This window comes from Alloscardovia criceti DSM 17774, from assembly GCF_000376885.1.
In the GTDB taxonomy this organism is placed as follows: Bacteria; Actinomycetota; Actinomycetes; order Actinomycetales; family Bifidobacteriaceae; genus Alloscardovia; species Alloscardovia criceti.
This window is the reverse complement of the sequence record NZ_AQXR01000010.1, coordinates 235,571-259,095: the sequence shown is the minus strand read 5'-3', so window position 1 is coordinate 259,095 and position 23,525 is coordinate 235,571. Positions and strand designations below refer to the sequence as shown.

17 protein-coding genes and 1 tRNA gene are annotated in these 23,525 nt (G+C 48.1%); all 18 read left to right on the top strand.

Annotation, left to right across the window (positions count from 1 at the left end; genetic code table 11):
- The first annotated feature begins 98 nt into the window (after window positions 1–98).
- The 18 genes from D570_RS0104485 (at window position 99) to D570_RS0104400 (ending at window position 23,489) form a co-directional block, all read left to right on the top strand.
- Window positions 99–1,775, top strand: a complete 1,677-nt coding sequence (locus D570_RS0104485; protein WP_018143206.1) for a peptide ABC transporter substrate-binding protein — start codon at window positions 99–101, stop codon at window positions 1,773–1,775.
- Between the two features lie 159 nt (window positions 1,776–1,934).
- Window positions 1,935–2,011: transfer RNA gene (locus D570_RS0104480), tRNA-Ile, on the top strand.
- 932 nt (window positions 2,012–2,943) lie between these two features.
- On the top strand, window positions 2,944–5,595 hold the full coding sequence (locus D570_RS0104475) for a SpaA isopeptide-forming pilin-related protein (RefSeq protein ID WP_169331221.1): 2,652 nt from the start codon (window positions 2,944–2,946) through the stop codon (window positions 5,593–5,595).
- Between the two features lie 46 nt (window positions 5,596–5,641).
- Window positions 5,642–7,255 carry a SpaH/EbpB family LPXTG-anchored major pilin gene (locus D570_RS0104470; protein WP_018143204.1) on the top strand — a complete coding sequence of 538 codons (1,614 nt, stop codon included), beginning with the start codon at window positions 5,642–5,644 and terminating at the stop codon, window positions 7,253–7,255.
- A gap of 91 nt (window positions 7,256–7,346) precedes the next feature.
- Entirely contained in the window at window positions 7,347–8,384 is a 1,038-nt protein-coding gene (locus tag D570_RS0104465; protein ID WP_018143203.1) for a class C sortase, read from the top strand.
- A gap of 207 nt (window positions 8,385–8,591) precedes the next feature.
- Window positions 8,592–8,801, top strand: coding sequence for a 50S ribosomal protein L31 (gene rpmE / locus D570_RS0104460; protein WP_018143202.1), 210 nt, complete (start codon window positions 8,592–8,594; stop codon window positions 8,799–8,801).
- 137 nt (window positions 8,802–8,938) lie between these two features.
- A complete protein-coding gene (gene prfA, locus D570_RS0104455; RefSeq protein ID WP_018143201.1) occupies window positions 8,939–10,039 on the top strand; it encodes a peptide chain release factor 1 in 1,101 nt (366 codons plus the stop codon).
- A 12-nt stretch (window positions 10,040–10,051) separates the two neighbouring features.
- A complete protein-coding gene (gene prmC, locus D570_RS0104450; protein ID WP_245531864.1) occupies window positions 10,052–10,981 on the top strand; it encodes a peptide chain release factor N(5)-glutamine methyltransferase in 930 nt (309 codons plus the stop codon).
- Window positions 10,982–11,048: 67 nt separating this feature from the next.
- A complete protein-coding gene (locus tag D570_RS0104445; RefSeq protein WP_018143199.1) occupies window positions 11,049–12,026 on the top strand; it encodes an aldo/keto reductase in 978 nt (325 codons plus the stop codon).
- Window positions 12,027–12,254: 228 nt separating this feature from the next.
- Window positions 12,255–13,235, top strand: a complete 981-nt coding sequence (locus D570_RS0104440; RefSeq protein ID WP_018143198.1) for a MetQ/NlpA family ABC transporter substrate-binding protein — start codon at window positions 12,255–12,257, stop codon at window positions 13,233–13,235.
- Window positions 13,236–13,352: 117 nt separating this feature from the next.
- The gene (locus tag D570_RS0104435) at window positions 13,353–14,528 is read left to right on the top strand and encodes a methionine ABC transporter ATP-binding protein (RefSeq protein WP_018143197.1); all 1,176 of its coding nucleotides are present in this window, start codon (window positions 13,353–13,355) and stop codon (window positions 14,526–14,528) included.
- A gap of 15 nt (window positions 14,529–14,543) precedes the next feature.
- Window positions 14,544–15,230: a methionine ABC transporter permease gene (locus D570_RS0104430; protein WP_018143196.1), complete on the top strand. Its 687-nt coding sequence runs from the start codon at window positions 14,544–14,546 to the stop codon at window positions 15,228–15,230.
- A gap of 86 nt (window positions 15,231–15,316) precedes the next feature.
- A complete protein-coding gene (locus D570_RS0104425; protein WP_018143195.1) occupies window positions 15,317–16,465 on the top strand; it encodes a M20 metallopeptidase family protein in 1,149 nt (382 codons plus the stop codon).
- Between the two features lie 226 nt (window positions 16,466–16,691).
- Window positions 16,692–18,047 (top strand): ABC transporter substrate-binding protein, encoded by a 1,356-nt coding sequence (locus D570_RS0104420; protein WP_033377041.1) that lies wholly within the window; start codon window positions 16,692–16,694, stop codon window positions 18,045–18,047.
- Window positions 18,048–18,135: 88 nt separating this feature from the next.
- Complete coding sequence (locus tag D570_RS0104415; protein ID WP_018143193.1) at window positions 18,136–19,857, top strand: glycoside hydrolase family 13 protein; 1,722 nt, start codon at window positions 18,136–18,138, stop codon at window positions 19,855–19,857.
- Window positions 19,858–19,986: 129 nt separating this feature from the next.
- Window positions 19,987–21,330: an SLC45 family MFS transporter gene (locus tag D570_RS0104410; RefSeq protein ID WP_018143192.1), complete on the top strand. Its 1,344-nt coding sequence runs from the start codon at window positions 19,987–19,989 to the stop codon at window positions 21,328–21,330.
- 222 nt (window positions 21,331–21,552) lie between these two features.
- A complete protein-coding gene (locus D570_RS0104405; RefSeq protein ID WP_026181877.1) occupies window positions 21,553–22,551 on the top strand; it encodes a LacI family DNA-binding transcriptional regulator in 999 nt (332 codons plus the stop codon).
- Between the two features lie 143 nt (window positions 22,552–22,694).
- Window positions 22,695–23,489 (top strand): hypothetical protein, encoded by a 795-nt coding sequence (locus D570_RS0104400; RefSeq protein ID WP_026181876.1) that lies wholly within the window; start codon window positions 22,695–22,697, stop codon window positions 23,487–23,489.
- Window positions 23,490–23,525: the final 36 nt, after the last annotated feature.

The following is a 23,525-nucleotide window of genomic DNA, read 5'->3' as shown; positions in this document are numbered from 1 at the left end:
AAATTATGCCGATGGCAATTTTAGCCCTTTTCTCTAGCTGAAGCAAGCATCCCTCCTTTAAACTAGACAACGGTTAATTATGTTTAGAGGAGAGAAACATGTTTGAAAAAGCTCCCGCTTCTACAGGAAAATTCACGCGTTTCAAAAAAATCGCAATCGCAGGCATCGCTGGTCTGGTAGCTCTCGCGCTCGCAGCATGCAACACTTCATCTTCGACTTCAAGTGATGCGCAAGTAGATTCATCCGCCATTATCACCGTCAATAGTGTGGAACCAACTGGCGAACTTTTGCCAGGAAACGTTTCAGATACGGCCAGCTGGAAGATTGCAACCCAGCTTTTTGACGGTTTGGTGACCTTCACCAATAAGGGTGATTTGGTGATGGACGAAGCTGAATCCATCACACCAAACGAGGACGCATCCGTATACACCATTAAGCTCAAGGATGGCCTGACCTTCTCCAACGGTGAAGCCATTACCGCAAATACTTATGCGCGTGCATGGTCCTACGCGGCAAATGTCACTAATGCTTTAGTGGGTGCGTCTATTTTTGCAAATATTAAGGGCTACGACGACCTGCAGGTCGAAGGTGTGGACGCAAACGCTCAGCTGTCCGGCTTGAACGTGGTAGATGACCACACACTGGAAGTTACCTTGAATGCTCCAGATTCTTCCTTTGAATACAAGGTCGGCGATGTGGCATTCTTGCCAATTCCTTCCGTAGCATACGATGATATCCACGCGTTTGGAAAGAATCCAAACGTATCCAACGGGCCATACGTATTGGATGCATGGAACCCAAACAAGGACATCAAGCTCAAGAAGAACACCGCATATAACGGTGTGCGTACCCCGAAGAATGGTGGCATCGACTACGTCGTTTATGATTCCTTGGATACCGCTTACTCGGATTTGCAGGGTGGAAACTTGGATGTGCTCGACGCCATCCCTACTTCCGCGCTCGCGGATTACCAGTCGGACTCTAGCATTCAGGCATTCTCCGATGGCTCCTCTGCATTTAAGTCCATCACCATTCCACAAAGCCTTGCGCACTTCCAGGGTGAGGAAGGTGCATTGCGTCGTCAGGCAATTTCTTATGCCATCGACCGCGAAGGCGTCATCGACAAGATTTTGAGCGGCGCAGCCACACCAGCTACAGACTTCTTGGCTCCGGTCATCAAGGGCTACTCGACGTCTTTGACCGGCAATGAAGTCCTCAAGTATGATGCTGCAAAGGCGAAGGAACTCTGGGATCAGGCAGATGCCATTTCCCCATGGGAAGGCACCTTCTCCATCGCCTATAATGCGGATGGTTCCTACAAGGCATGGGTGGATGCTGTAGCAAACTCTATTTCTAACGCATTGGGCATCCAGGCACAGGGCGAGGCTTATGCTACAAATAAGGACTTCGCCACCGCCGTGAACCAGCGCCAGATCAACGGAGCATTCCGCTCCGGTCTGCAGTCCGACTATCCACACCCTGAGGGCTACCTCTTCCAGGCGTATGACTCTGCTTCTGCAGATGGCAAGGGCCTGAACAATGGCGACTACAAGTCCGCTGAATTCGATCAGTACATGGATACAGCCGCAGCTCAGACCAATCTGGACGATGCTATCAAGACGTACCAGGAGTCCGAAGAGCTCTTGCTCAAGGATCTGCCTGTAATTCCATTGTGGTATGACAATGTGAGCGCCGGTGCAGGTAAGGATATGACAACGGTAAAGTTTAACTACATGGGCTTGCCTTCCTACTACGAACTGGAAAAGGCTAAGTAAGCTAGAAAATAACATGGTACGCATCCTTGCGTGAGTGCTGGGGATCTTTGTGTGGGTAAACACGGAGGTCCCCATTTTCTTTATTTTTTGCTACACTGAAGTTCGTGACTTCACGTGCATGGCTTTGTCCCTCTGCCCGTGGCTCAAGTACACGAGGATGGGACTGTAGCTCAGTCGGTTAGAGCAAACGACTCATAATCGTTGGGTCCAGGGTTCAAGTCCCTGCAGTCCTACCATCAAAATCCCACTGGTCGTATGTGATTTAGTGGGATTTTTTATGCATTGAGGGGCTATAAATAGCCGAGTCTGGCATGAATCTGGTGTGTCGAAGTGGCGTGAAAAGAAGAGCTCTGCTGTTGATCAGCCGTGGGCATAAAACTGGTTCACCTGCTCTCTTGAAAAATCTTCCAATTAATTGAAGTTGATAATGTGCAATCTCGGGAAGTATTTTTGTGAAAAGCGCGAAAACTGGAGGTATTGTTGCGAAACATTCAGTGTGCCCTTTGGTTAATCCAAGAGAACCAGATTTTGAAGGCTTTTATATTTCGGCGCTTACACTATAATGAGAACCGTATATTTTCCGGTATCGAAAGAGGGTCGAATGGCGGGATATCTTTTAGCGAACTTTCGAAGCTGTCGTTAGAGGCTTTCAGAAATCTCATCCGCTGCTGTGGTGTTTTTTGAATAGTAGTACAAAAAACTAAGCGAGGTGCGAGTGGAGAAATTTCTAAGTATTTCATAAAATCTTCAATAAGTTAATATGATGTGAGTTGTATCACATTGTGGAGTGTTGACTTTATTAAAAAAAGTTTATGAAGTATAAATATATGAACGAGGGTTTTTAGAAGCATTAACGACGAGATGTTGTTAACACAATAATCAGATGCAAGTTTTGACGATTAACTTGCATCACCCATCAAAAACTAAATTTTAATTTTCGAGGGTTATGTGAACTCGGATGGGTTCACGCAAGAGAAAAAATCGCGGGGGGGGGGGGTGCCTAATGCGTAATGCCAAGAATGGCAAAGACTGTAAGCAGTCCGCATTAAACGTAAAGTCGACGAAAATACGCACTACCTTCACCGATGGCACATTTGACAATGTGCAGAGGATAAATCGGGGATTTTAGACAATGCGCAGACTAAAGGTAAGCATCAAATTCATCATAATGTCATTCTTTTTGATGACATTAGCGGTTATAGCAAGTGTTATTCCTTCTGGCTCTACGCAAAAGGCAGTAGCTGCTACTGACGCTTGCACAGTTAATGACTCCGGGTATTCCGTTACACCAAGTACGGCAAATACGAAATATGCTGAGACAGATGATGGGTACTATACATTTGCGGTCCTAAAGATTTCGCAAGCCCCTGAAGGGGCATCTAGCACAGATACAAATTGGTATTATACATACTCGATTCTGCGCTCAGCTGCGCAGACCAGCTACACAACTTCCCAAACGATTCAAGTTCGAGTACGAGTTTGGTACGATGACGGTAAGGGTACCTTTGAAAGTGCTGGCACCACTTCTTACACGATTGCAAATACGAACAGACAAACATCTTCTTTGACAATGTCAATCCCAGGTATTGGCTCGTCTCCTGCAGTTAATATTTCAACTCAGCTTGGAGGTAACCGTGCAGCAACCATTGCTATAGGAACCAATAACGGTTACTTATTTACGAATGTTTATCGGTACAATACAGAGACTCCTGATGCATCAAATCTGAACTCCATCCAGGTAAATGTGCCAAGACTTATTCAGCAGACAACGAATTATTACGATATAGAGACCAATGAGAAAATTGCTGATCAATGTCTGCAAGTTGGCTTGGATGAAGATACCTATACAACTGCGCCTATTAATATCAATGGATACACTTTGGTCAAAGAATTGATGCCAAATAATCAAAATGGAACTTTTCAAACTCTTAACAAGAGTGTAAATGACACGACTGTCTTCTATCGGGCTCTACAAACCGTTCAGGGGTATGCTTGGCTAAAGTTTGAGAAAAACGCGGATGCAACTGTGAATGTTTCTGGTTGGTTCCTCCATCGTGGAGGCTCAGCAGACGAAAATGCTAGTCAACCGCTGTGGGACACAATGCCACCTACTGACTATGATTTTGACACTAACCCTGATAATTATCCTATTTCTACGGAGCCTGTACCTCAGACAGGGTCACAGGATGTAATAGTTCCAATAGTTTGGGGGCATTACGATTCTAATGGTAAACAAGTGAATGGCACTCTCCTTACTATGCCGCGAGTGTTAGAAAACTGGGATTTTACTTGGCCACTTTTGTTACGAGCTGCAATCTACTCTGATGATAAAAGCCCTGCGACTGATACTGGATATCATCTTCTGCTTCGTTTCTCGGAGTCAAGCCCTATCCGTGTTAGATACTACTATGCGAAACCACGCTTTAGTGTGTCCAAGACAACCGAAGACGACAAAGCCATTCTTGACAGCTCCACTAAAACTGTGACACGCACTTACCAGGTAACCGTCAACAATGTGGGATACGTGGAGGGCACCTCTGATGCTATTTACGACACCCCTTCTGTGCCTCAAGGCTTCAGCATTGCTAGTGTGACCGTGGACGGCACCCAAGTTTCTGCGGAGAGTGACGGAAGCTATAAAATCAGTGACGGCGTCACCCTGACCAAGGGTAAAGAACAGACCTCATCTGGAACAACTACTATTGACTCCCATCAGACCTTTACTGTGGTAGTCACGTATAACTTTGACAGCTCGCAGCTGACCCATTCCAGCGTGGGTCTGTTGGAGCAGTGCCAAACGGGTGAGACCCCAGATTCAGCAAAGGGCTTCTACAACGCCGTCACCATGGATAATGATTTCGATGGTTCTGCAAACAATAACGCCTGCTCACCAGGCGTTGTGCAGGCTGACGCTACGTGGGAAAAGGTTGATCCTTTCGGTAACGATGTATCAGGTGCGACATTTACGCTTTACGGCGATGATGTAACTTTGAGCAGTGGTTCGGATACCTATTCTAGTGTGGTTATTGCAGACTGTACCGTCGAAAGCTCGTGCAGTAGCAATGCTTTCCAGGACCAAGATGCGGGTGCTGGCCAATTCCGCATCATGGGTCTTCCCGTAGCCACCGAGGACTGGGCAGAGGGTGCCACGGAAGGCCTTGGCATCTACGTCGTAGAAACAGGTGTGCCATCGTACTACAACGCAAACGAAGCTGATGCAAAGCTCTACTTTAAGCTGGATTTTGCTACGTTGAGCTACCGCCTGATTTCGCGCACGGCTAATGGTAAAGATACCGTTACGAGCGACGGCAAGGTCGTCAATTATCCAAATACGTACACCATCGAATGGCGTAAAGGTAATGAGTCTAATCAGCTCATAGCGGGAGCTCGTTGGCAAATTACGGGCGGACCATTTACCACGCCACTAGAAGTTGTGGACTGCGTTGTATCCGATACCTCGGATTGCGCCGGTCAAGCGGTGGATGCGGACTACTATGATACGGATACCCGTGACGGCATCATTTCCATCAAGCTGCCATTGGGCAATTACACGTTGAAGGAAATTCAAGCGCCAGATGGGTACTTGCTCAGCGATGCCACGTATGACTTCACCGTTACACCTCAAGGTGGCGTGATCAATAACGGTAATCGCATTATCAATAAGCGCATTCCTGTGCCAAACATTCCGCTTACCGGAGGTTTGGGTTCCGATATGTTCCTCATTGTTGGAGGAGTATTCGTAGCCATTGCTGGAGCTTTTGAAATCGTGAGAAGAAAAACTCGCAGTCAAAAGAGGGCAAGTGACAACGTCACACAATAAAAGATTTTCAATCCATCAACCAACCAAAGAGGAGGGAAGAACTCTGATGGACAAATTGAAGCAATTCAGCCAGCGCCTCGCCGCTGGGGTTGGACTTGTAGTCATTGCAGCTGCAAGCCTTACCACCTTGGTGCCTGCAGCAACCGCTGCCGACTATACGGTGGGCAACATCGATGCTGACTCAACAGGTTCGATTATTATCCACAAGCATGTCACCGGTAGCCAGACCGCGGATGGTACTGCTGATGGTAAGACTGTAACCGGTGGCACCGGAGTAGAAGGCGTAGTGTTCACTGCGTATAAGTTCAACGATATTGACCTGACTACTAATGCTGGTTGGGATACAGTGAAGAACTTGAGCATTCCAGTAGATGCATGTGGCACAGACTTCGCCACACCCGCTGTCTCCGGTCAGACCTTCGGTACGGGCACTGCGGCACCAGCGACGGATGCGAACGGTGACTCCACCATTAGCAACTTGGCTGTAGGCGCATATCTCGTCTGTGAAACCTCCGCACCTACTAATGTGGTGGCAAAGGCAGCTCCATTCTTGGTGACCATTCCTTTCCCAAACAACTCCAAAAATAGTGCAAGTTCTAACGATGGTTCTTGGCTCTACAACGTAAACGTGTATCCAAAGAACTCCATCGTAGAAGCACCAACTAAGGGTCAGGTTGTGACCAACAATAGTATCCAGGATGGCGCCGATATCGATTATCCAGTAACCGTCAAAGTGCCGCAGATTCAGACGACTGATAGCTTCAAGTACTTCATCGTGTCTGATCCGTTGGATTCTCACTTGTCTGATGGTAAAGTAAAATCCGTGCAGATTGATGGCGTAGATGTGCCAGCCGCAAACTATGTCACTACTACCGATGGCAACACCGTCAGCGTCGGCTTCACGAGCACCGGTCTGGAGTACTTGCGTGGACAAGCAAACAAGTCCATCATCGTGACCTTCACCGCTACTGTAAACTCCATCCCATCTGATGGCGTTATTCCTAACACCGCATACTTCTATGTAGATACGCAGACAGGCTCTACTCCTCCAACACCACCAACCACTCCTCCAGACACTCCACCAACACCAACCAACACGGTGAAGTCTTCTTGGGGCGATGTGAAGATTCGTAAGGTCGATAGCGATTTGAGCGATTCCAAGGTATTGGAAGGCGCAAGCTTCCAGATTTACCCAACTAAGACCAGTGGTAATTTTGCTGCTACCTGCACCATCGATGATATTGATAAGGAAGCGGGCCCAATTACCGTAGGCAATACGAACACCTTCACTTCTGATAGTAACGGTATCGTTTCTATCGCAGGTCTCTTGGTAGACCAGAAGATTGGTGCTACTGGCGACACCAACGTAACTTTGGATCACACATCTCGTTGCTACGTGTTGGTAGAAACCGCAGCACCTGCCGGTTACACCACACCTACGGGTACCGCTGCTTATACTGCATTGACTGTCAAGGCTGGTCAGACAGCGGAAAGCACTGTAGATGCAGAAGTCAAGAACACGAAGTCTACCGTTCCAAACCTGCCATTGACTGGTGCAAACGGTCGTTTGCTCCTGACCATCGCAGGTGGCGCTCTTGTTGCCTTCGCATTCGGATACGTTCTCTATGCACGCAATAAGAAGAACAAGGAAAATGCTTAAGATTCTGCCGAATCAGCAGTAAGTATTTCATGCACAGGTGGTGAAGTACCTTAGGGTGCTTCACCACCTTGTGTGTCATTACGGAGAAAAAATGCCAACTACTACCACACCAAGTTCCCCAGCACAGGATGCTCAGCCTGCTCAGAAGCGTCCTTGGAAGCTAACGCTTACGGGTCTTATCCCGGCGGTGAGTGCAATAATTGGCGTTCTCCTCTTTTTATATCCGAATGTAGCTGCGTGGTTTTCGCAGTACAATCAGTCGCAGGTGATCACCGGTTACAATCAGCAGGTGAAAAACGTACAACCGGATGCGGCAACGCAAATTCGTGAAGCGAAAGCATACAATGCGGCGCTCACGTCGGGTGCAATTTACAATGCTTTATCCAATATTCCTATCGGCTCGGGCGCAGCTTCGGATTCTGATTTGGAGTATAACAAACTCTTAAATGTGAATGACTCGGGTCTGATGGCACGCCTGCAAATACCGTCCATCGATCTGGATCTTCCTATTTACCACGGCACCAGCGATGTCGTCTTGGAGGAAGGCTTAGGCCATCTGGAAGGCACCTCGCTGCCGGTGGGTGGCGTGGGTACGCGCACGGTTATAACCGGACATCGCGGTCTTGCGAACGCGCTGATGTTTACGAACCTCGACAAGGTGAAAGAAGGCGATACTTTCACTTTTGAAGTGCTCGACCAAGTGCTGACCTACAAGGTAACGAATATTAAGGTCATTGATCCAGATCAGACAGAGGAGCTGAGGGCGGATCCAAGCAAGGATTTGGCTACCTTGGTGACCTGCACACCGTTGGGCATTAATACCCAACGCATCTTGGTGACGGGTGAGCGCATCGAGCCAACGCCGGCCAGTGATGTGCAGCGTGCCCAAGAAAATCCTGCAATTCCGCGCTTCCCTTGGTGGGCGGTGTGGATAGCCTTAACCTTCATCCTCGCGGGCGTGTATGTGTGGCGTACGGGTTATCAGCCAGTTGCCCAGCCTGCGCAGAAGCAGAACTCAGCTGCGGCACCAGTAGTGAACGACGCAGACAATGAGCAGTCTGCCGAGCTGGCGGATAAGCTGGAAGAGCTTAGCGACGACAGCGCAGGTAGTGTAGAGAGCCCGCAGTAATAATCCTTGTCAGCCCTTTCGCCTGAGGTGAAAACAAGGGCGATTCACGCGCATGGGAATAAAACCGGACTTGGGGGTGTTGCTCCCCATGAATAGTAAATGAGAAGTTGCATCGTCTACTATTGTGAGTATAATAATCTCGGTTCGCCGGTTCACGCATGATACAAGGTTATGCGACCCGGGTTCCTTAGTTCCATAGGAGATATTATGAAGCAGGGTATTCATCCTGAATATGTAGCAACTGAAGTTGTATGCTCTTGCGGCAACCACTTCGTTACCCGTTCTACCGTAAAGAGCGGTCATATCACTGCAGACGTTTGCTCTCAGTGCCATCCTTTCTACACTGGTAAGCAGAAGATTCTCGATACCGGTGGCCGCGTTGCTCGCTTCGAAGCACGTTACGGCAAGAAGAACTAGCTCTTGCATAAACGTCAACCAGTGCTTGAACTCCTTAGGGATGCATCAAGCACTGGCTGACGTTTTTTTATACGTATAATTAAGCGTAGAACATACTTACAGATTTATTGGTATAAACAACAGGAAGGCACACACCAGTGGCATCTGTTAATCAGTTCCCGGCAGCGCAGACTGCTCTTGAGGAATACAAAAATATCGAAACTCAGATGAGCCAACCTGATGTGGCATCCGATCCAGATAAAATTCGCAAGCTCGGCCGTCGTCATGCGGAGCTGGGACAGATTGTATCTGCATACCAGCAGTACTTAGATATTGCAGAAAATTTGGAAGCTGCTCAGGAACTCGCGCATGAAGATGCGGATTTCGCTCAAGAAGCCGAGCGTTTAAGCAAAGAACTGCCTGAGGCGGAGGAAAAGCTGCGTAAGGCTTTGATTCCACGCGATCCAGATGATGCATCCGACACCATTATGGAAATTAAGGCGGGCGCCGGTGGCGAAGAGGCTGCTCTCTTTGCGGGCGATTTGCTGCGCATGTACACGCGTTATGCGGAAAAGCGTGGATGGACCTACGAAATTCAGTCCCAGAACGGCACCGAGCTCGGTGGTATCAAGGACGTGCAGATTGCATTCCGCACCAAGGGCACGGTAGCACCTGCAGACGGCGTGTGGGCGAGCCTCAAGTATGAGGGTGGCGTACACCGTGTACAGCGCATCCCAGTTACCGAATCTCAGGGACGTATCCAGACCTCCGCAGCGGGCGTTATTGTCTTCCCAGAAGCGGAGGATGACAACGACGAAATCGAAATCGATCAGAAAGATTTGAAGATTGATATCTTCATGTCGTCCGGTCCGGGTGGACAGTCTGTGAATACCACGTATTCTGCTGTGCGTATGACCCACATCCCTACGGGCATCGTGGTATCCATGCAGGATGAGAAGTCGCAGATTCAAAACCGTGCGGCCGCGCTGCGTGTGCTCAAGTCCCGTTTGCTGGCGATGAAGCATGAGGAAGAAGCTGCCGCGGCAGCAGATATGCGTCACTCTCAGGTGCGCACCTTGGACCGCTCAGAGCGTATCCGTACGTACAACTTCCCAGAAAACCGTATCGTCGATCATCGCACAAACTATAAGGCCTACAATTTGGATGCCGTGCTGGATGGCGATTTGCAGGCGGTGATTGATTCGGATATCCAGGCTGATGAGGCTGCACGTTTGGCTAGCCAAAACGGTGAAGACTAAGGGTAGTCGTTCATGAGGGAACTGACACCGGATATGCGTGTGCGCACTGTGCTTTCGCAGTGCGCACACGCATTATTGGAAGCGGGCGTGGGCAGCGAGGCGGATCAAGCCGCAGACCGCAAGAAGATTGCAGAGCATGAGGTGATGTACCTCCTGGCGGAGGCGTGTGGAGCGAGCATGTCCGCTCTGCGTGGTGCCGTGCTGGTGGATAAAAGCCTAGGGCAGATTGCCGATGCTACACACATCCACCGTTTCCAGCAGTGGATGGAGCGACGTCTACGTCGCGAACCTCTGCAATACATCGTGGGGCATGCACCTTTTCGTTTCCTCGAGGTGGAAGTGGGCGAGGGCGTTTTTATCCCACGACCAGAAACGGAGCTGCTCATAGATGCTGCCCTCGAGTACGCCGCTGAGCTGAAAAATCAAAAGCCGCGTATCGTCGATTTGTGTGCAGGCTCGGGTGTGTTGGGTCTGAGTGCCGCCACGGAAATTCCGCACAGCACAGTATGGGCAGTAGAACTTTCACCACAGGCCTTCACTTATGCACAAAAAAACGCCCACACACTCGACGCTACAAATTACTCGGTTATGTGTGCCGATGCTACGGATAAGCAAACTTTGAGCGAACTAGATGGCACAGTAGATATCGTGCTCAGCAATCCGCCATACGTCCCACTAAGAGACGTCCCAGAGCAGATAGAAACGCGTGATTATGATCCCGAGCTGGCGCTCTATGGGGCGAGTGAGGATGGTATGCGCATACCAGAGCTCATCCTGCGCAGGGCGTATGACTTGCTCACACCGGGTGGTTTACTCCTCATGGAGCATGACTGGCAGCAGGGCGCTGCGACGAGAGAGGTAGCAGACAGGCTCGGATATAGCCACTATGCTACAAAGTGTGACTTTTCGCTTAAAGATAGGTATCTGAGCGCCTTAAAATAAGAGGTGGTGAGTTGGGCGTTTCGTATAAGGCTGTCCCAGCTTTTGCCTCATATGGAGAGGAGTCATCATGAAGTATGCACAATTAGGTCATACAGATATTAATGTTTCCCGCATTTGTGTAGGTGGCATGTCCTTTGGACAGCGCTTTGAAGATTTCCATGCATGGACGCTAGATCAGGGTGCAACCACAGCCGTTATCCGTCAGGCGCTGGACTTAGGCGTGAATTTCATCGATACGGCCAATGTTTACTCGCATGGTACGAGTGAGGAATTCATCGGCTCGGCACTGAAAAATCTGGGTGTAAAGCGTGAAGACGTCGTGCTCGCTACCAAGGTATATTTCAACGAAGGCAAGCTGTCCAAGCAAGCTATCGAGCGTGAAATTGACGGAAGCCTCAAGCGTTTGGGCGTGGATTACGTGGATCTTTATCAGATTCATCGCTTTGATTATGACACGCCTATCGAGGAAACCATGGAAGCCTTGGATGGCTTAGTGAAAGCGGGCAAGGTGCGCGCATTGGGAGCCTCGGCTATGTACGGCTACCAGTTCCACAATATGCAGATTGCCGCAGAAAAGAACGGCTGGACGCTCTTTTCCACCATGCAAAATCACTACAATCTGCTGTATCGCGAGGATGAGCGCGAACTCATTCCTGTATGCCAGCAGTATGGTGTTTCCTTGGTGCCTTATAGCCCACTGGCCGGTGGCCACTTGACGCGCCCAACCTGGCATGATGAGCACTCTTTGCGCGACCAGACGGATAAAGTTTCACGTCAAAAGTACGATGCCGCTCGGGAAAACGATGAAGCGATTATTGCGCGCGTGCATGAGATAGCGGAGCGTTATGGCGTGTCTATGGCCCAAGTGTCTTTGGCATGGCTGGCAGCGCAGGGTGTGACGGCTCCTATCGTGGGCGCTACCAGTGCGAAGCATTTCGAAGATGCTGTGCATTATGTGGATCTCGAGCTGAGCGCGGACGATGTGCGCTATCTTTCGGAACCATATGCGGCTCATGAAATTGTGGGTGCGCTGTCTGCGCAGTAAGTTGTAGCGAGTTTCTTGAGGTCGGGTGCTGGGCATGTTTGCTGGTACCCGACCTTCGTTTTTATGGGCAAACACAGTCGGGTAAAATGCCTGAAACGCTTGAAATGAGCGGGGTTTCCACCCATTATAAACAACACTTATAAGGCAATCTGCTAAAAATCCTTGAAACCGCATTTTGCGTGGCTATAGTGGTGTCACATCAGAAGAGATAAGAGAGGACATCCCACTATGGCAAATCCACAGGAACCACAGGATAACAATTCTGCCAGCACGCTTAATACCGCAGAACCTGTGCGTGTCAACAACACCGCGCGCAACACCATTATCGCAGCAGTAGTCATCATCTTGATAGCCGTGGCCGCATTCTTCGGCATCCGCGCTTTTGCATCCGACTCCACCGCTCCAAAGGGTAGCGAATCCAACCCCGTCAAGATCGGCGTAGTCGGCGCCAGCGATCCACAATGGGTGGCATTCCAGAAGAAGGCGGAAGAAGCAGGCATTGCGGTAAAAATCGTAGACTTCCAAGATTACACATCCGAAAATCCAGCCGTAGATTCTGGCGAATTGGATTTGAACGAATTTCAGCACTTGCTGTATCTCGCCAACTACAACGTAAAGAACAATAAGACTTTGCAGCCAATTGGCGGCGTAGCCATTTACCCATTGGGTGTTTACTCCGAAAAGTACACGAACATCGACGATATCCCACAGGGTAGCACCGTCGCCATTCCTAATGATGAAACCAACCAAGCTCGCGCTATCGGTGTTTTGAAGGCTGCAGGCCTGGTCACATTGAAGGGCGACTGGACCGCATTTAGCACACCTGCCGATATTGATACGGATAATTCCAAGGTACAGGTGACGGCTTTGAAGGCAGAGCAGGTAGCCGCTTCGCTGAAGGATCCACAAATTGCAGCTGGTGTGATTAACAATGATTACGTAGCAGATGCGGGTCTCAACCCTCAAGATGCTATCTACCAGGACGACGCGGAAAGTGAAGAAGCACGCCCATACATCAACGCCTTCGTCTCCCGCAAGGAAGATGTGAACAACGAAACTTATCTCAAGCTCGTTCAGCTCTTCCAGTCTCAGGAGGTTTTGGACGCTCTGCAGGAAGAGTCCGGCGGCACAGCAGTCTTTGCCAATAATTTCACGGCAGAAGAGCTTCAGCAGTACCTCGCAGATATCGAAAAAGATGCTCGTCAGTAAAAGTACCAGCTGAGCACATACTCAACAGTGCGACCGTTGCCACCCCGGCGGCGGCCGCACTGGCGTGCATTGGGGCTATTGTGTACCTTGGGTAAGTGAGAATTAAAGGAGCAAGACATGCAAAGCGCAGAACCAATTATTGTTCTTGACCATGTCGTGAAAGAGTTTCAGCGACGAAACGATACCACGACAAAAAAAGCCGTTAATGACGTTAGCCTGACGATTAATCGCGGAGATATCTTTGGCATCATCGGTTACTCGGGTGCGGGCAAGTCCACGCTGGTGCGTCTTATCAATGGTTTGGAACGCGCAACCTCGGGCAGCGTCAACGTGCTGGGCACGGATATTACGCGCCTCAGCGAGTCGAAATTGCGTCCTTTACGCCAAAAGATTGGCATGATTTTCCAGCAATTCAATCTTTTCTCCACAAAAACTGTAGCTCAAAATATTGCCTATCCTTTGCAGCTCGATCACTGGCGTAAAGATTACCAAGAGCATCGCGTGAAGGAACTGCTGGATTTCGTGGGGTTGAGTGAATTTGCCGATAGCTATCCTTCTCAGCTCTCTGGTGGTCAGAAGCAGCGCGTGGGCATTGCGCGTGCACTGGCAACGAATCCTGATATTTTGCTCGCAGATGAGGCGACCAGCGCGTTGGATCCGGATACGACGGTCGAAGTGCTGAACGTGCTCAAAAAGGTGAACGAGCAGTTTGGCATCACCATCGTGCTGATTACACATCAGATGAATGTGGTGCAAATGATTGCCAATAAAGTAGCCGTGATGAGTGCGGGTGAAGTGGTGGAAACCGGCGAAGTGTACGATGTTTTCGCTTATCCTCGTCAAGCTGTCACGCAGCGCTTTATCTCCACGGCTTTACCGGGTTTGCCGGATGAAGCGCGCGTACAGACCATGCGCCAGCTGTGGAAAGACCGCATTGTGACGGTGCTGATTCGTCAGCAAGATGTGCTCTCGCAAGGCGATGTCATCAGCGCGTCGGGCCAAAATATTTCAGATCTCATTGCCAAGCATGGCGTGCATAGCAGCCTGCTGTTTGGAGGCATCGATACTGTGCGTTCTGTGGCGATTGGCGCTATTACCTATGAATTTAGCGGCGAGCCTCAGGTCGTAGAAAACTTCCTTGCGGAATTAAGGCTCAACAGCGATATCGCAGATTTTGGTACGGAAGCCGAACCTGTGGATTACGCGCAGGCTGTTTCTGAAGTGTATACCGAGGGTCGATTTGCCTCGATAATGGAGAATTCGGCCGAGTCACAGAATTCTGAGGATGAGTAGGAGTAGGGGAAAGACATGATTATTTTAAGCGCACGTGATACGAATTGGGAAGTGCTGCGCCCACTGCTTTTCCAGTCCATCGGGCAAACCTTGCAAATGGTGCTGGTAACCATGATTATTGGCGGATTCCTTGGGCTCATGCTCGGCGTGGTGCTTTATGGCACGCGTCCAGGCAACCTTTTTGAAAATGCAGTGCTCTACCGCGTGCTGGATACCTTGGTCAATATTATCCGCCCAATTCCATTTATTATCTTCCTTGCTGCCATGCAGCCGCTGACCATCGCCGTAGTGGGCACATCCATCGGCACCACGGCTGCCATGTTTCCTATGATTATCATGTGCACAGTAGCCACGTCCCGCTTGGTGGAGCAAAACCTCGTACCCGTGGATGCGGGCATGATAGAAGCAGCGCGCTCGATGGGGGCTTCACGCTTGACCATTATCCGCACGGTGCTGATTCCAGAGGCATTGGCGCCACTCATCCTTGCGTACGCCTTCCTCTTCATTGGTGTCTTGGATATGTCTGCCATGGCCGGATATATCGGCGGCGGCGGTTTGGGTAATTTTGCCATTGCCTATGGTTATCAGAAATTCGACAGTGTGGTGACCTGGACGGCTGTCATCATCATGATTGTGCTCGTCCAACTCGTGCAGGGCTTTGCTAATGCCCTCGCCAAGCATCTGCTCAAGCGTCAGCATTAGGGTGGATGGCAACTTACAAGTGTTGTAGTAGAAAATATGCAGAAAAACAAAACTCCGAAAATTGAGCAAGAAAAGAGGCAGCCGAAGTGACGGCTCAGATTCAGATTGATCCAGAGTTTATCGAGATGCGTCACTGGTTTCATGCACATCCTGAATTAGGCTTCCATGAATACCAGACCAGTGAATTTATCACACAAACACTGTCTGGGTGGGGCATTCCTGTGCAAGAGTGCAGCTTGGATACGGCTGTGGTGGGCCTTATCCAGGGTGCGCATCCGGGGCCTCAGGTGGCGTTGCGCGCTGACATCGATGGTTTACCAATCGTGGAACAAACAGGGCTGGCATATGCTTCCGAAAACGCAGGTCGTATGCACGGCTGTGGCCACGACATTCACATGACGGGTCTGCTTGCGGCTGCCAAGTGGCTGAATGAGCATCGAGACAGCATTCAGGGTAGCATTCTGCTGGTTTTCCAACCTTCGGAGGAAACTGGCGAAGGTGCGCGCGCCATTTTGGATGCCGGTGTTTTGAACGAAGCGCAGGCCATCATCGGTACACATAACAATCCGGATTATAAGGTCGGCCAGATTGCCGTCGGCACGGAAGCCATGATGGCGGGATGTGTGAAATTCGCGGTGAAGCTCCACGCACAAGGCACACACGCCGGATATCCACATATGGGCACGGGACCTTTGGAAGCGCTCGCCAGCATGATTTTGTCTCTTCAAAGCATCGTCAGCCGCAATATTTCGCCATTTCATGCCGTAGTGTTGTCCATTACGGAGGTACACGGCGGACATGTGTGGAATGTGGTGCCGGCAGAGGCCGGTTTCCAAGGAACCTTGCGCTTCTTTGATCCAGCGGATGAAGTGTTGGCACGCAAGCGCTTTGCGGCTCATGTACAGTCCACGGCACAGGCCTATGGCATTGAGGCGGATGTGGTTTGGGACAACATCCAGATTCCACTGCAATGCGATGAAAAACTTAGCACAGTTGTGGCGCAACAGACGGCTTCCTATGCGGATGTGCAGCCGATTCACCCAAGTATGGCGGGGGAGGATTTTGCCGAGTACAGTTTGAAAGTTCCTCTAGTCTTTGGCTTTATTGGTTCCAATGGGACCGAGGGGCATCATGACTGGCATAGTCCGGAATTTGTGGCTTTCGATGGTGCTATAGAAACCACAGCGAACTTCTATGCGAATGCGGCGCTGACCGTGCTGGATGAGTTGAGGTAGGGGCAGCGTACGCCTGCTTTCACAAATGCTTCTAGATTTACCATTTCTAGAAGCATTTTTCTATGTAAGTTAATGATGTAATATTGCGCCACGCTGTCTCTTGCAATTATGTAAGCGCTTACATATACTAATAGAGCTACTCAAAGAAGATAGTGAAATTTGATGGAAGAAAGAGTTGTGGTTGATTATGCGCAGTGCACGTAGAAACATAATTTTCAGTGTTCCGATGCGTTTGCTTACTGTCATGCTCATTATGCTCGTCAGCATCGGGCTGATGGTTGGTTGCGGTGCAACTCCTTCTGGTGTTAGTTCTGACAAAGGCAGAGTATACTTTCTCAATTCAAAAGCGGAAATCGTTGACCAGCTCGAGGAACTTGCTCGCACATACACAGAGTTGACAGGAGTAGAGGTCGTTGTCCGTACGGCTGCTTCTGGCACGAATAATCAATCTCTTGTTGCTGAACTAGCCAAGAGTAGCGCACCTACGATGTTTAATATTGCTGGCTATGATCAATTTGTACGTTTTATGAAGTACATGCGTCCTCTTCAGGATACTGAAATCTATCAGCTTCTCACGCAAGAGGGTAAGGAAAATGCTTATATGCAGGATGGGAATGCATATACCTTGCCATACGCGGGTGAATGGTACGGAATTATTTATAATAAAAAAATACTACGTGAGTACATGAATCATGATTATGCTGTTATACATAGCCTCGAAGAGTTAAACAGTTATCAGACGCTGGTGAAGGTTACTCAATCCATGAGTGAACATGCTCAAGAACTCGGTTTGTCAGGTGTTTGGGCTTCTCCAGGGCTTGATGCGTCCAATGATTATCGGTTTGCTGGGCATATGATTCGTGTGCCGATGTTTTACGAATTCAAAGATCGGAACGTTCATTTTAGTACTCAGTTAAAAGGCACATATCTAGACGAGTATAAGAATTTATTTGATTTACAGGTAAAGTATTCTCCAACTCAACAAAAAACGATGTTGAGTTCGGTGTCGTATGACGATTCCACCACTCAATTTGCTCGAGGGGAAGTTGCATTTTATACCAATGGAACGTGGAGTTATACGGATATACAAGGGAATTCGGTTTCTGATGATGATTTGGGACTTCTGCCTTATTATATGGGGATTCCAGGCGAAGAAGACTATGGTCCTTTCTCTATATATGATGCAAATTGGGCGATAAATAAGAACGCTTCGGAGAAAGATCAACAAGCAAGTCTTGACTTTATTAAATGGATTCTGACCTCGGATGAAGGTCGGGAAGCCATTTCACAAGACATGGGTTTGGCAGCGCCTTTTACTACTTTTACGCAGGAGTATCAGCCGAAGAATCCTCTCATATTAGCGGCTCAAAGCTACGAAGTGCAGGGGAAGAAAAGTCCATATTCTCCTACTGTTCCAGGGACTCAGTGGCATGATGACCTTGTTTCGGCGCTGATTGAGTATGTTCAAGGTACAGATACATGGGCACGGGTCCAAACGGTTATCACGAAAAATTGGACAGAAGAGTGGGACAATTACAAGGCGGAGACGGGTGTTGTGCCTGCGGACGGAACTTTTGAATAGGGAAGTCATTAATCAAAAGCATATTTATATGCCATGAATGTAAGCGCTTACATTACCAGTGCTTACATTTACGAATGAAAGGACAATAATGCAAAATAATCATTGGTGGAATAATGCGGTTGTTTACCAAATATATCCAAAATCGTTCCAGGATTCGAATGGCGACGGCATCGGTGACCTTCGAGGAATAATCAACCGGCTTGAGTACCTCAATACATTGGGCATTGATGTGATTTGGCTATCGCCTATATATGAATCACCACAAGTCGATAACGGTTATGATATTTCGGATTATCAATCGATTAATCCAGATTTTGGAACTTTAGAGGACTTTGATGAGTTGGTTAGCAAAGCCCATGACCTTGGCATTCATATCATGATGGATCTAGTCGTGAATCATACCTCAGATCAGCATGAATGGTTTAAAAAGTCATGTTCAGACAAAGAGGGTTCTTATCGTGACTATTATATTTGGCGCGATGCTCGCTTTGATGACAAGGGAAACCCTGTTCCTCCAAATAATTGGGGATCGTTTTTTGCTACCCAGGCGTGGGAATACGATGAGGATTCCAAACAATATTATCTCCACCTCTTTGCGAAAGAGCAGCCAGATCTCAACTGGGAAAACCCCAGGGTTCGTCAGAATGTTTATGCCATGATGAATTGGTGGGCTCAAAGGGGTGTAGATGGTTTCCGTATGGATGTGATTTCATATATTTCAAAGCCACACGAGTTGCCTGATGGTGAAATTCGTGACCATGATGAATATGCAAACCCAGAAAAATTCGTTGCAAATGGTCCAAGAATTCATGAATTCCTCCGTGAAATGAATGAGAATGTGATGAGTAAGCATCGCATGATTACTGTTGGGGAGACCCCAGGCGTCACAACACAAGAGGCAGAACAGTACGCAAATTTGGATAACTCAGAACTGAATATGGTTTTCCAATTCGAACACATGGGACTAGATTCTAATCCAGACCCAACGTTCGGCCGATGGTATGACGGTAAGGCAAAGCTTGAAGATATACGAGCAAATCTTACGAAATGGCAGTATGGATTAGAGGGTAAGGCATGGAATTCTTTGTATTGGAACAACCATGATCAGCCCCGTGTAGTCTCGCGATTTGGCAACGATACGAGTGAAGAATATCGTAAGGCCAGCGCAAAAATGCTTGCCACTGTACTGCATATGATGCAAGGTACTCCGTACATATATCAGGGCGAAGAAATTGGTATGACCAATGCATATTTCACCGATATTCATGATTACAATGATCTTGATTCCATCAATCCGTATCGTCAATTCGTGGAAAATCAAAAAATAATAGATAAGACTACGATGATGCGATATATTTCCTTGCATTCCCGGGATAATGCGCGCACGCCTATGCAATGGAATTCTGAAAAACAAAGTGGTTTTACTACGGGAACGCCATGGCTAAAAGTCAATCCCGCATTTGACCACATCAATGTTGAGGAATCTTTAGCAGATTCACATTCTATTTTCTTTTATTACCAAAAACTCATTGCGTTGCGTCATAACGAGCCAATTATTACGCATGGAAAATATGAGTTGGTTGAGGGGAACACTGAGGATTCCAACATTTTTGCATATACCAGGACTTTTGAGGATGAGGTGCTACTTGTGCTCGCCAATTGGGCCGCAAACACTGTCTCGCACAATTATGAACTGAGGATGAACGTTCCCGAGGATGCGCAGATTCTCATTGGTAATTATGACGAAGGTCAGCGCGGAAGCTTGCAACCTTACGAGGCTAAAGTTTACAAATTTTCAAAGCAATCCTAGGGAATAAACATTCTCGATTTGCGGAGATATTAACAGACATTTTTTGTTCTCTGCTCCAAAAAATTTGTGGGTTTCCCCTTCAAAGAAGAAGAAAGAGTATGAGAAAAAAGGATAGAAAGGTTCACTACCATGGAAGAAAATCAGGTACAAGATAAGGGCGGCGAGTTGCTGCCTACCCTGCAAAAAAAGGTGATATACATTATGACTCTAGGATTCCTTGGAGTTAATATGGCATTCTCCTTGCAGGGCGCGAATATGAGCCGAATTGCTCAGACTATTGGCGCTGATCCGAACCAGCTCGGTTGGTTCTTTATCGTGCCTCCGTTGCTCGGTATGATTGTTCAACCATTAATTGGAAAATGGTCTGACGCCACGTGGAATAAGTGGGGAAGGCGTATGCCATACCTCATAATTGGAGGTCCTATAGCTGCACTGGTGCTTGTATTGTTGCCATTCTCGGGGTCGTTTGGCTTTGGCTATGGATCGTTATTTGCGCTCGTTTACATGATCATTGCTATCGCTTTGATGGACTGTTTTTCAAATATTTCGATGGCACCATTTCGCATGATTATTGGCGATATGGTCAATGATAAACAGAGGAATTTTGCCTTTGCTTGGTCCGAAATCTTTGCATATATTGGAGGAATTCTGGCTTCGTTGCTCCCTTATATCCTTACGTGGTTAGGCGTTCCAAACACCGCAGAAAAAGGTGTAGTGCCACCATCTGTCGTATGGTCATTCATTATTGCTGCAATTGTCCTTGTAGTCTCTTCCTTATTCTCAGGATTTAAAACCAAGGAGTATGATCCGGAAACTTACGCCAAATACCATGGTGTTGATATACGAAAGAATGCCCAGAAAAAGACGAATTGGGTAGAACTCTTTAAAAATGCCCCTCGTTCATTCTGGGAGCTGTCTGTAGTCCAATTCTTCTCGTGGATTGGGATTATGTATACATGGACATATGCCACAAATACCATGGCCGTGAACATTTGGAATTCTCCTGATCCATCTTCCGAAGGATACCAAGCAGCGGGTAACTGGTATGGCGTTATGACAGCAGTGCTTTCATTGGCTGCTCTCGCGTTTGGCTGGGCATATTCTAAGTCTTCAGAAAAACATCGTCATCATTGGTACGCATTCGGTCTAGCTGCTGATGTTGTAGCTATTGTTCTTGTAGCTACAACAGGGAATAAGTGGATTGCTTTAGCGGCATTTGTGCTCTATGGTTTTGGAAATTTCTGCATTAACACGCTTCCATTCAATATGCTGGCTACGGCTTTGAAGGAAAACGTAGGTGCTTACATGGGTGCCTTTAATATATTTGTGTGCTTGCCGCAAATTGTTGGTTCTATAGCCGGATTATTCCTTGTGCCAGCATTTGGAGGCAATACTTCATCCATGATGATATTAGGTGCCGTATTCATGGCAATTTCTGCTGTTTCAGTTTACTTCGTTCATGAAGGGAAATAAGTTGTTCCTGCTGAAATGAGCAGAGATGTTGTTGATATCAGGCCGTTTTATCGTGCGTGCGTAAAACACAATGCATAACGATGAAGCGGCCTGATTCGTATCAGGACATTTATAATTGTTAAATATTATGAGCTACTATGCTGAGAATAAATTAGACTCGCATATGCGTTTGTTTATCTGTGAATATGTGAAACTGCTCAGAGCGGAAGAAACGGAGAGATTGTGAAACGAGCAACAATGCGTGACGTTGCCGTCGAGGCTGGTGTTTCTGAGGCAACTGTATCGAGAGTACTGAATGACACAGGACCGGTAGCCGTTGATACTCGAGAAAAAGTATACAAAGCGGCCAAAAATTTGCGATTTAGTGTATCTAAATCGGCAGCATCTCTAGCGTCCGGCCGGACGATGCGAATCGGGGTTCTTTTACCTTTTCGTATCAATTCATGGTTTAATGCAACTGTTTTAGAAGGTCTCTTTAAATCAGCCGATAAGCATGATTTTGAGGTTGTCCCTTTTATCATGCGCAGTGAAAATGATTTACAGAACTTCTTTTCGATGCTTCCCATAAGAGGAAATGTAGATGCGATTATCGTTCTTTCTTTCAAACTTGCGGATGAACAAACTCAAGAATTAACGCATTTGGGCATGCCTTGCATAGGGGTAGATACACCAGATGGCACAGAATTCGACTCATCTGTCGGAATTGATGACATGTCAGCAATGCAGGCTGCAGTAAAAAAACTTATGGAGCTTGGACATACAGAGATTGCGTATGTGGGACGTACCTCAGGATCGCGTTTTACCAATACGACAGCTGTACGAGAAAACGGTTTTATTCAAGCGATAAAAGATAACGGTTTGGATATCAACCGGTGTCCGGTACTGCATAGCGATAACGATGTTTCAGCTACGGTAGAGAGAATTCAGTTGCTCAGCTCTGTGCCCACTGCATTGTGTGTGGAGGATGATGATTTGGCGGTGCGCATCGTGCGAGGATTAAGAAGTGTGAATCTTCGTGTGCCTGAGGAGTTCTCTGTGCTGGGCTTTGATGATGATCGCATCGCTTCCGCAATTGATTTGTCCACCGTCCACCAAGATCCACGCGCATTGGGTATACGTGCGATAGAGATTGCGCTTCAACTGCTCGATGATAAGACGAAACACGTCCATGAAGTTATGCCTACACGCATTGTCCTGAGATCGACAACTGCTCGTCGATAGGAAAGTGAGCACGAATGTGCAATGGTGAAATCCTTGAATCCTAAGGGAATCGTGAGAACCAGCGTATTCGATTTTTCTTCATTTTAAGAATGAGTGGAGCCATTCATGTTTCTAAGCCGCCATAAACCCAGTATTCTGGAGCTATGAGAAGAAAAGGACTTGCGCGCCGTAGTCTCGTAGTGTGGATTCTTGTGTGTGCCGTACTTTCGCTGGTTGCTGCCATGGTTGCCCCCGATCCGAATAGTACAGATTTCCGGGAGTATGACATCCGCTGGTCTGTGTCACTGGGGTTAAACATTTTGTCCTATACCGCCGTACCACTGGTGGCATGGTTTGTCAGTATTCGCGTGCGCAGGATAGAGCAGGTGGGCGAGCATTTCCAAGTGTTGCTCCTGCAATACATCGTGGCGCTTACTGTGCTTGCCGCCCTCTGTGAAGCACCATTTGACTATGCGAGCACAGGGCAATGGTGGAATCTTTCCTCACAAAACCCGGTGTGGGCGTTAGTGATTTCTCTCATCGGCTTTAGCGTGTGGCATGGGTTAAACAGAGTAGATCCGCCCTCTCGTTATGGCTTGCAAATTCTCGTGTTTACAGCAGCCGTAGTGTGGGCAGTAGCGTTGAGAACGCCCGTGGGGCTTGTCGTTATGAGCTTCGCATGGACAGTGATTCCGCCACATTTTGTCTGGAGATGGAAGAAAATTACCGTTTATAGGCAATTGCTTGTCATCTTAGCGGCACTGATAAGCGGTGTTACACCTGTTTTGGGTGTATGGCTCATTCAACGCGGCGCAAAACCTTCACGCGTGCGCCAGAAAAAGGCGCAGGGACTATGGGGAAACCCACTCTTTAATCAATGGCTGCTGTGGTGGAGTTACCCCGTGCTTTTGTGGGCCTGCGCGGGCATTCGCCTGCTTGTTATGACATATGGGCTATAAATTATCGCTGAATATACCTCTATCGTGGCATGCTTG

What these genes read in the sequence shown, in the direction of transcription:
- D570_RS0104440 (WP_018143198.1), top strand. Translation starts at nt 12,255, where the DNA reads ATGGCAAATCCACAGGAACCACAGGATAACAATTCTGCCAGCACGCTT.
- D570_RS0104400 (WP_026181876.1), top strand. Translation starts at nt 22,695, where the DNA reads ATGAGAAGAAAAGGACTTGCGCGCCGTAGTCTCGTAGTGTGGATTCTT.
- D570_RS0104430 (WP_018143196.1), top strand. Translation starts at nt 14,544, where the DNA reads ATGATTATTTTAAGCGCACGTGATACGAATTGGGAAGTGCTGCGCCCA.
- D570_RS0104470 (WP_018143204.1), top strand. Translation starts at nt 5,642, where the DNA reads ATGGACAAATTGAAGCAATTCAGCCAGCGCCTCGCCGCTGGGGTTGGA.
- D570_RS0104485 (WP_018143206.1), top strand. Translation starts at nt 99, where the DNA reads ATGTTTGAAAAAGCTCCCGCTTCTACAGGAAAATTCACGCGTTTCAAA.
- D570_RS0104445 (WP_018143199.1), top strand. Translation starts at nt 11,049, where the DNA reads ATGAAGTATGCACAATTAGGTCATACAGATATTAATGTTTCCCGCATT.
- prmC (WP_245531864.1), top strand. Translation starts at nt 10,052, where the DNA reads ATGAGGGAACTGACACCGGATATGCGTGTGCGCACTGTGCTTTCGCAG.
- D570_RS0104465 (WP_018143203.1), top strand. Translation starts at nt 7,347, where the DNA reads ATGCCAACTACTACCACACCAAGTTCCCCAGCACAGGATGCTCAGCCT.
- D570_RS0104415 (WP_018143193.1), top strand. Translation starts at nt 18,136, where the DNA reads ATGCAAAATAATCATTGGTGGAATAATGCGGTTGTTTACCAAATATAT.
- D570_RS0104420 (WP_033377041.1), top strand. Translation starts at nt 16,692, where the DNA reads ATGCGTTTGCTTACTGTCATGCTCATTATGCTCGTCAGCATCGGGCTG.
- D570_RS0104410 (WP_018143192.1), top strand. Translation starts at nt 19,987, where the DNA reads ATGGAAGAAAATCAGGTACAAGATAAGGGCGGCGAGTTGCTGCCTACC.
- D570_RS0104475 (WP_169331221.1), top strand. Translation starts at nt 2,944, where the DNA reads ATGTCATTCTTTTTGATGACATTAGCGGTTATAGCAAGTGTTATTCCT.
- rpmE (WP_018143202.1), top strand. Translation starts at nt 8,592, where the DNA reads ATGAAGCAGGGTATTCATCCTGAATATGTAGCAACTGAAGTTGTATGC.
- D570_RS0104435 (WP_018143197.1), top strand. Translation starts at nt 13,353, where the DNA reads ATGCAAAGCGCAGAACCAATTATTGTTCTTGACCATGTCGTGAAAGAG.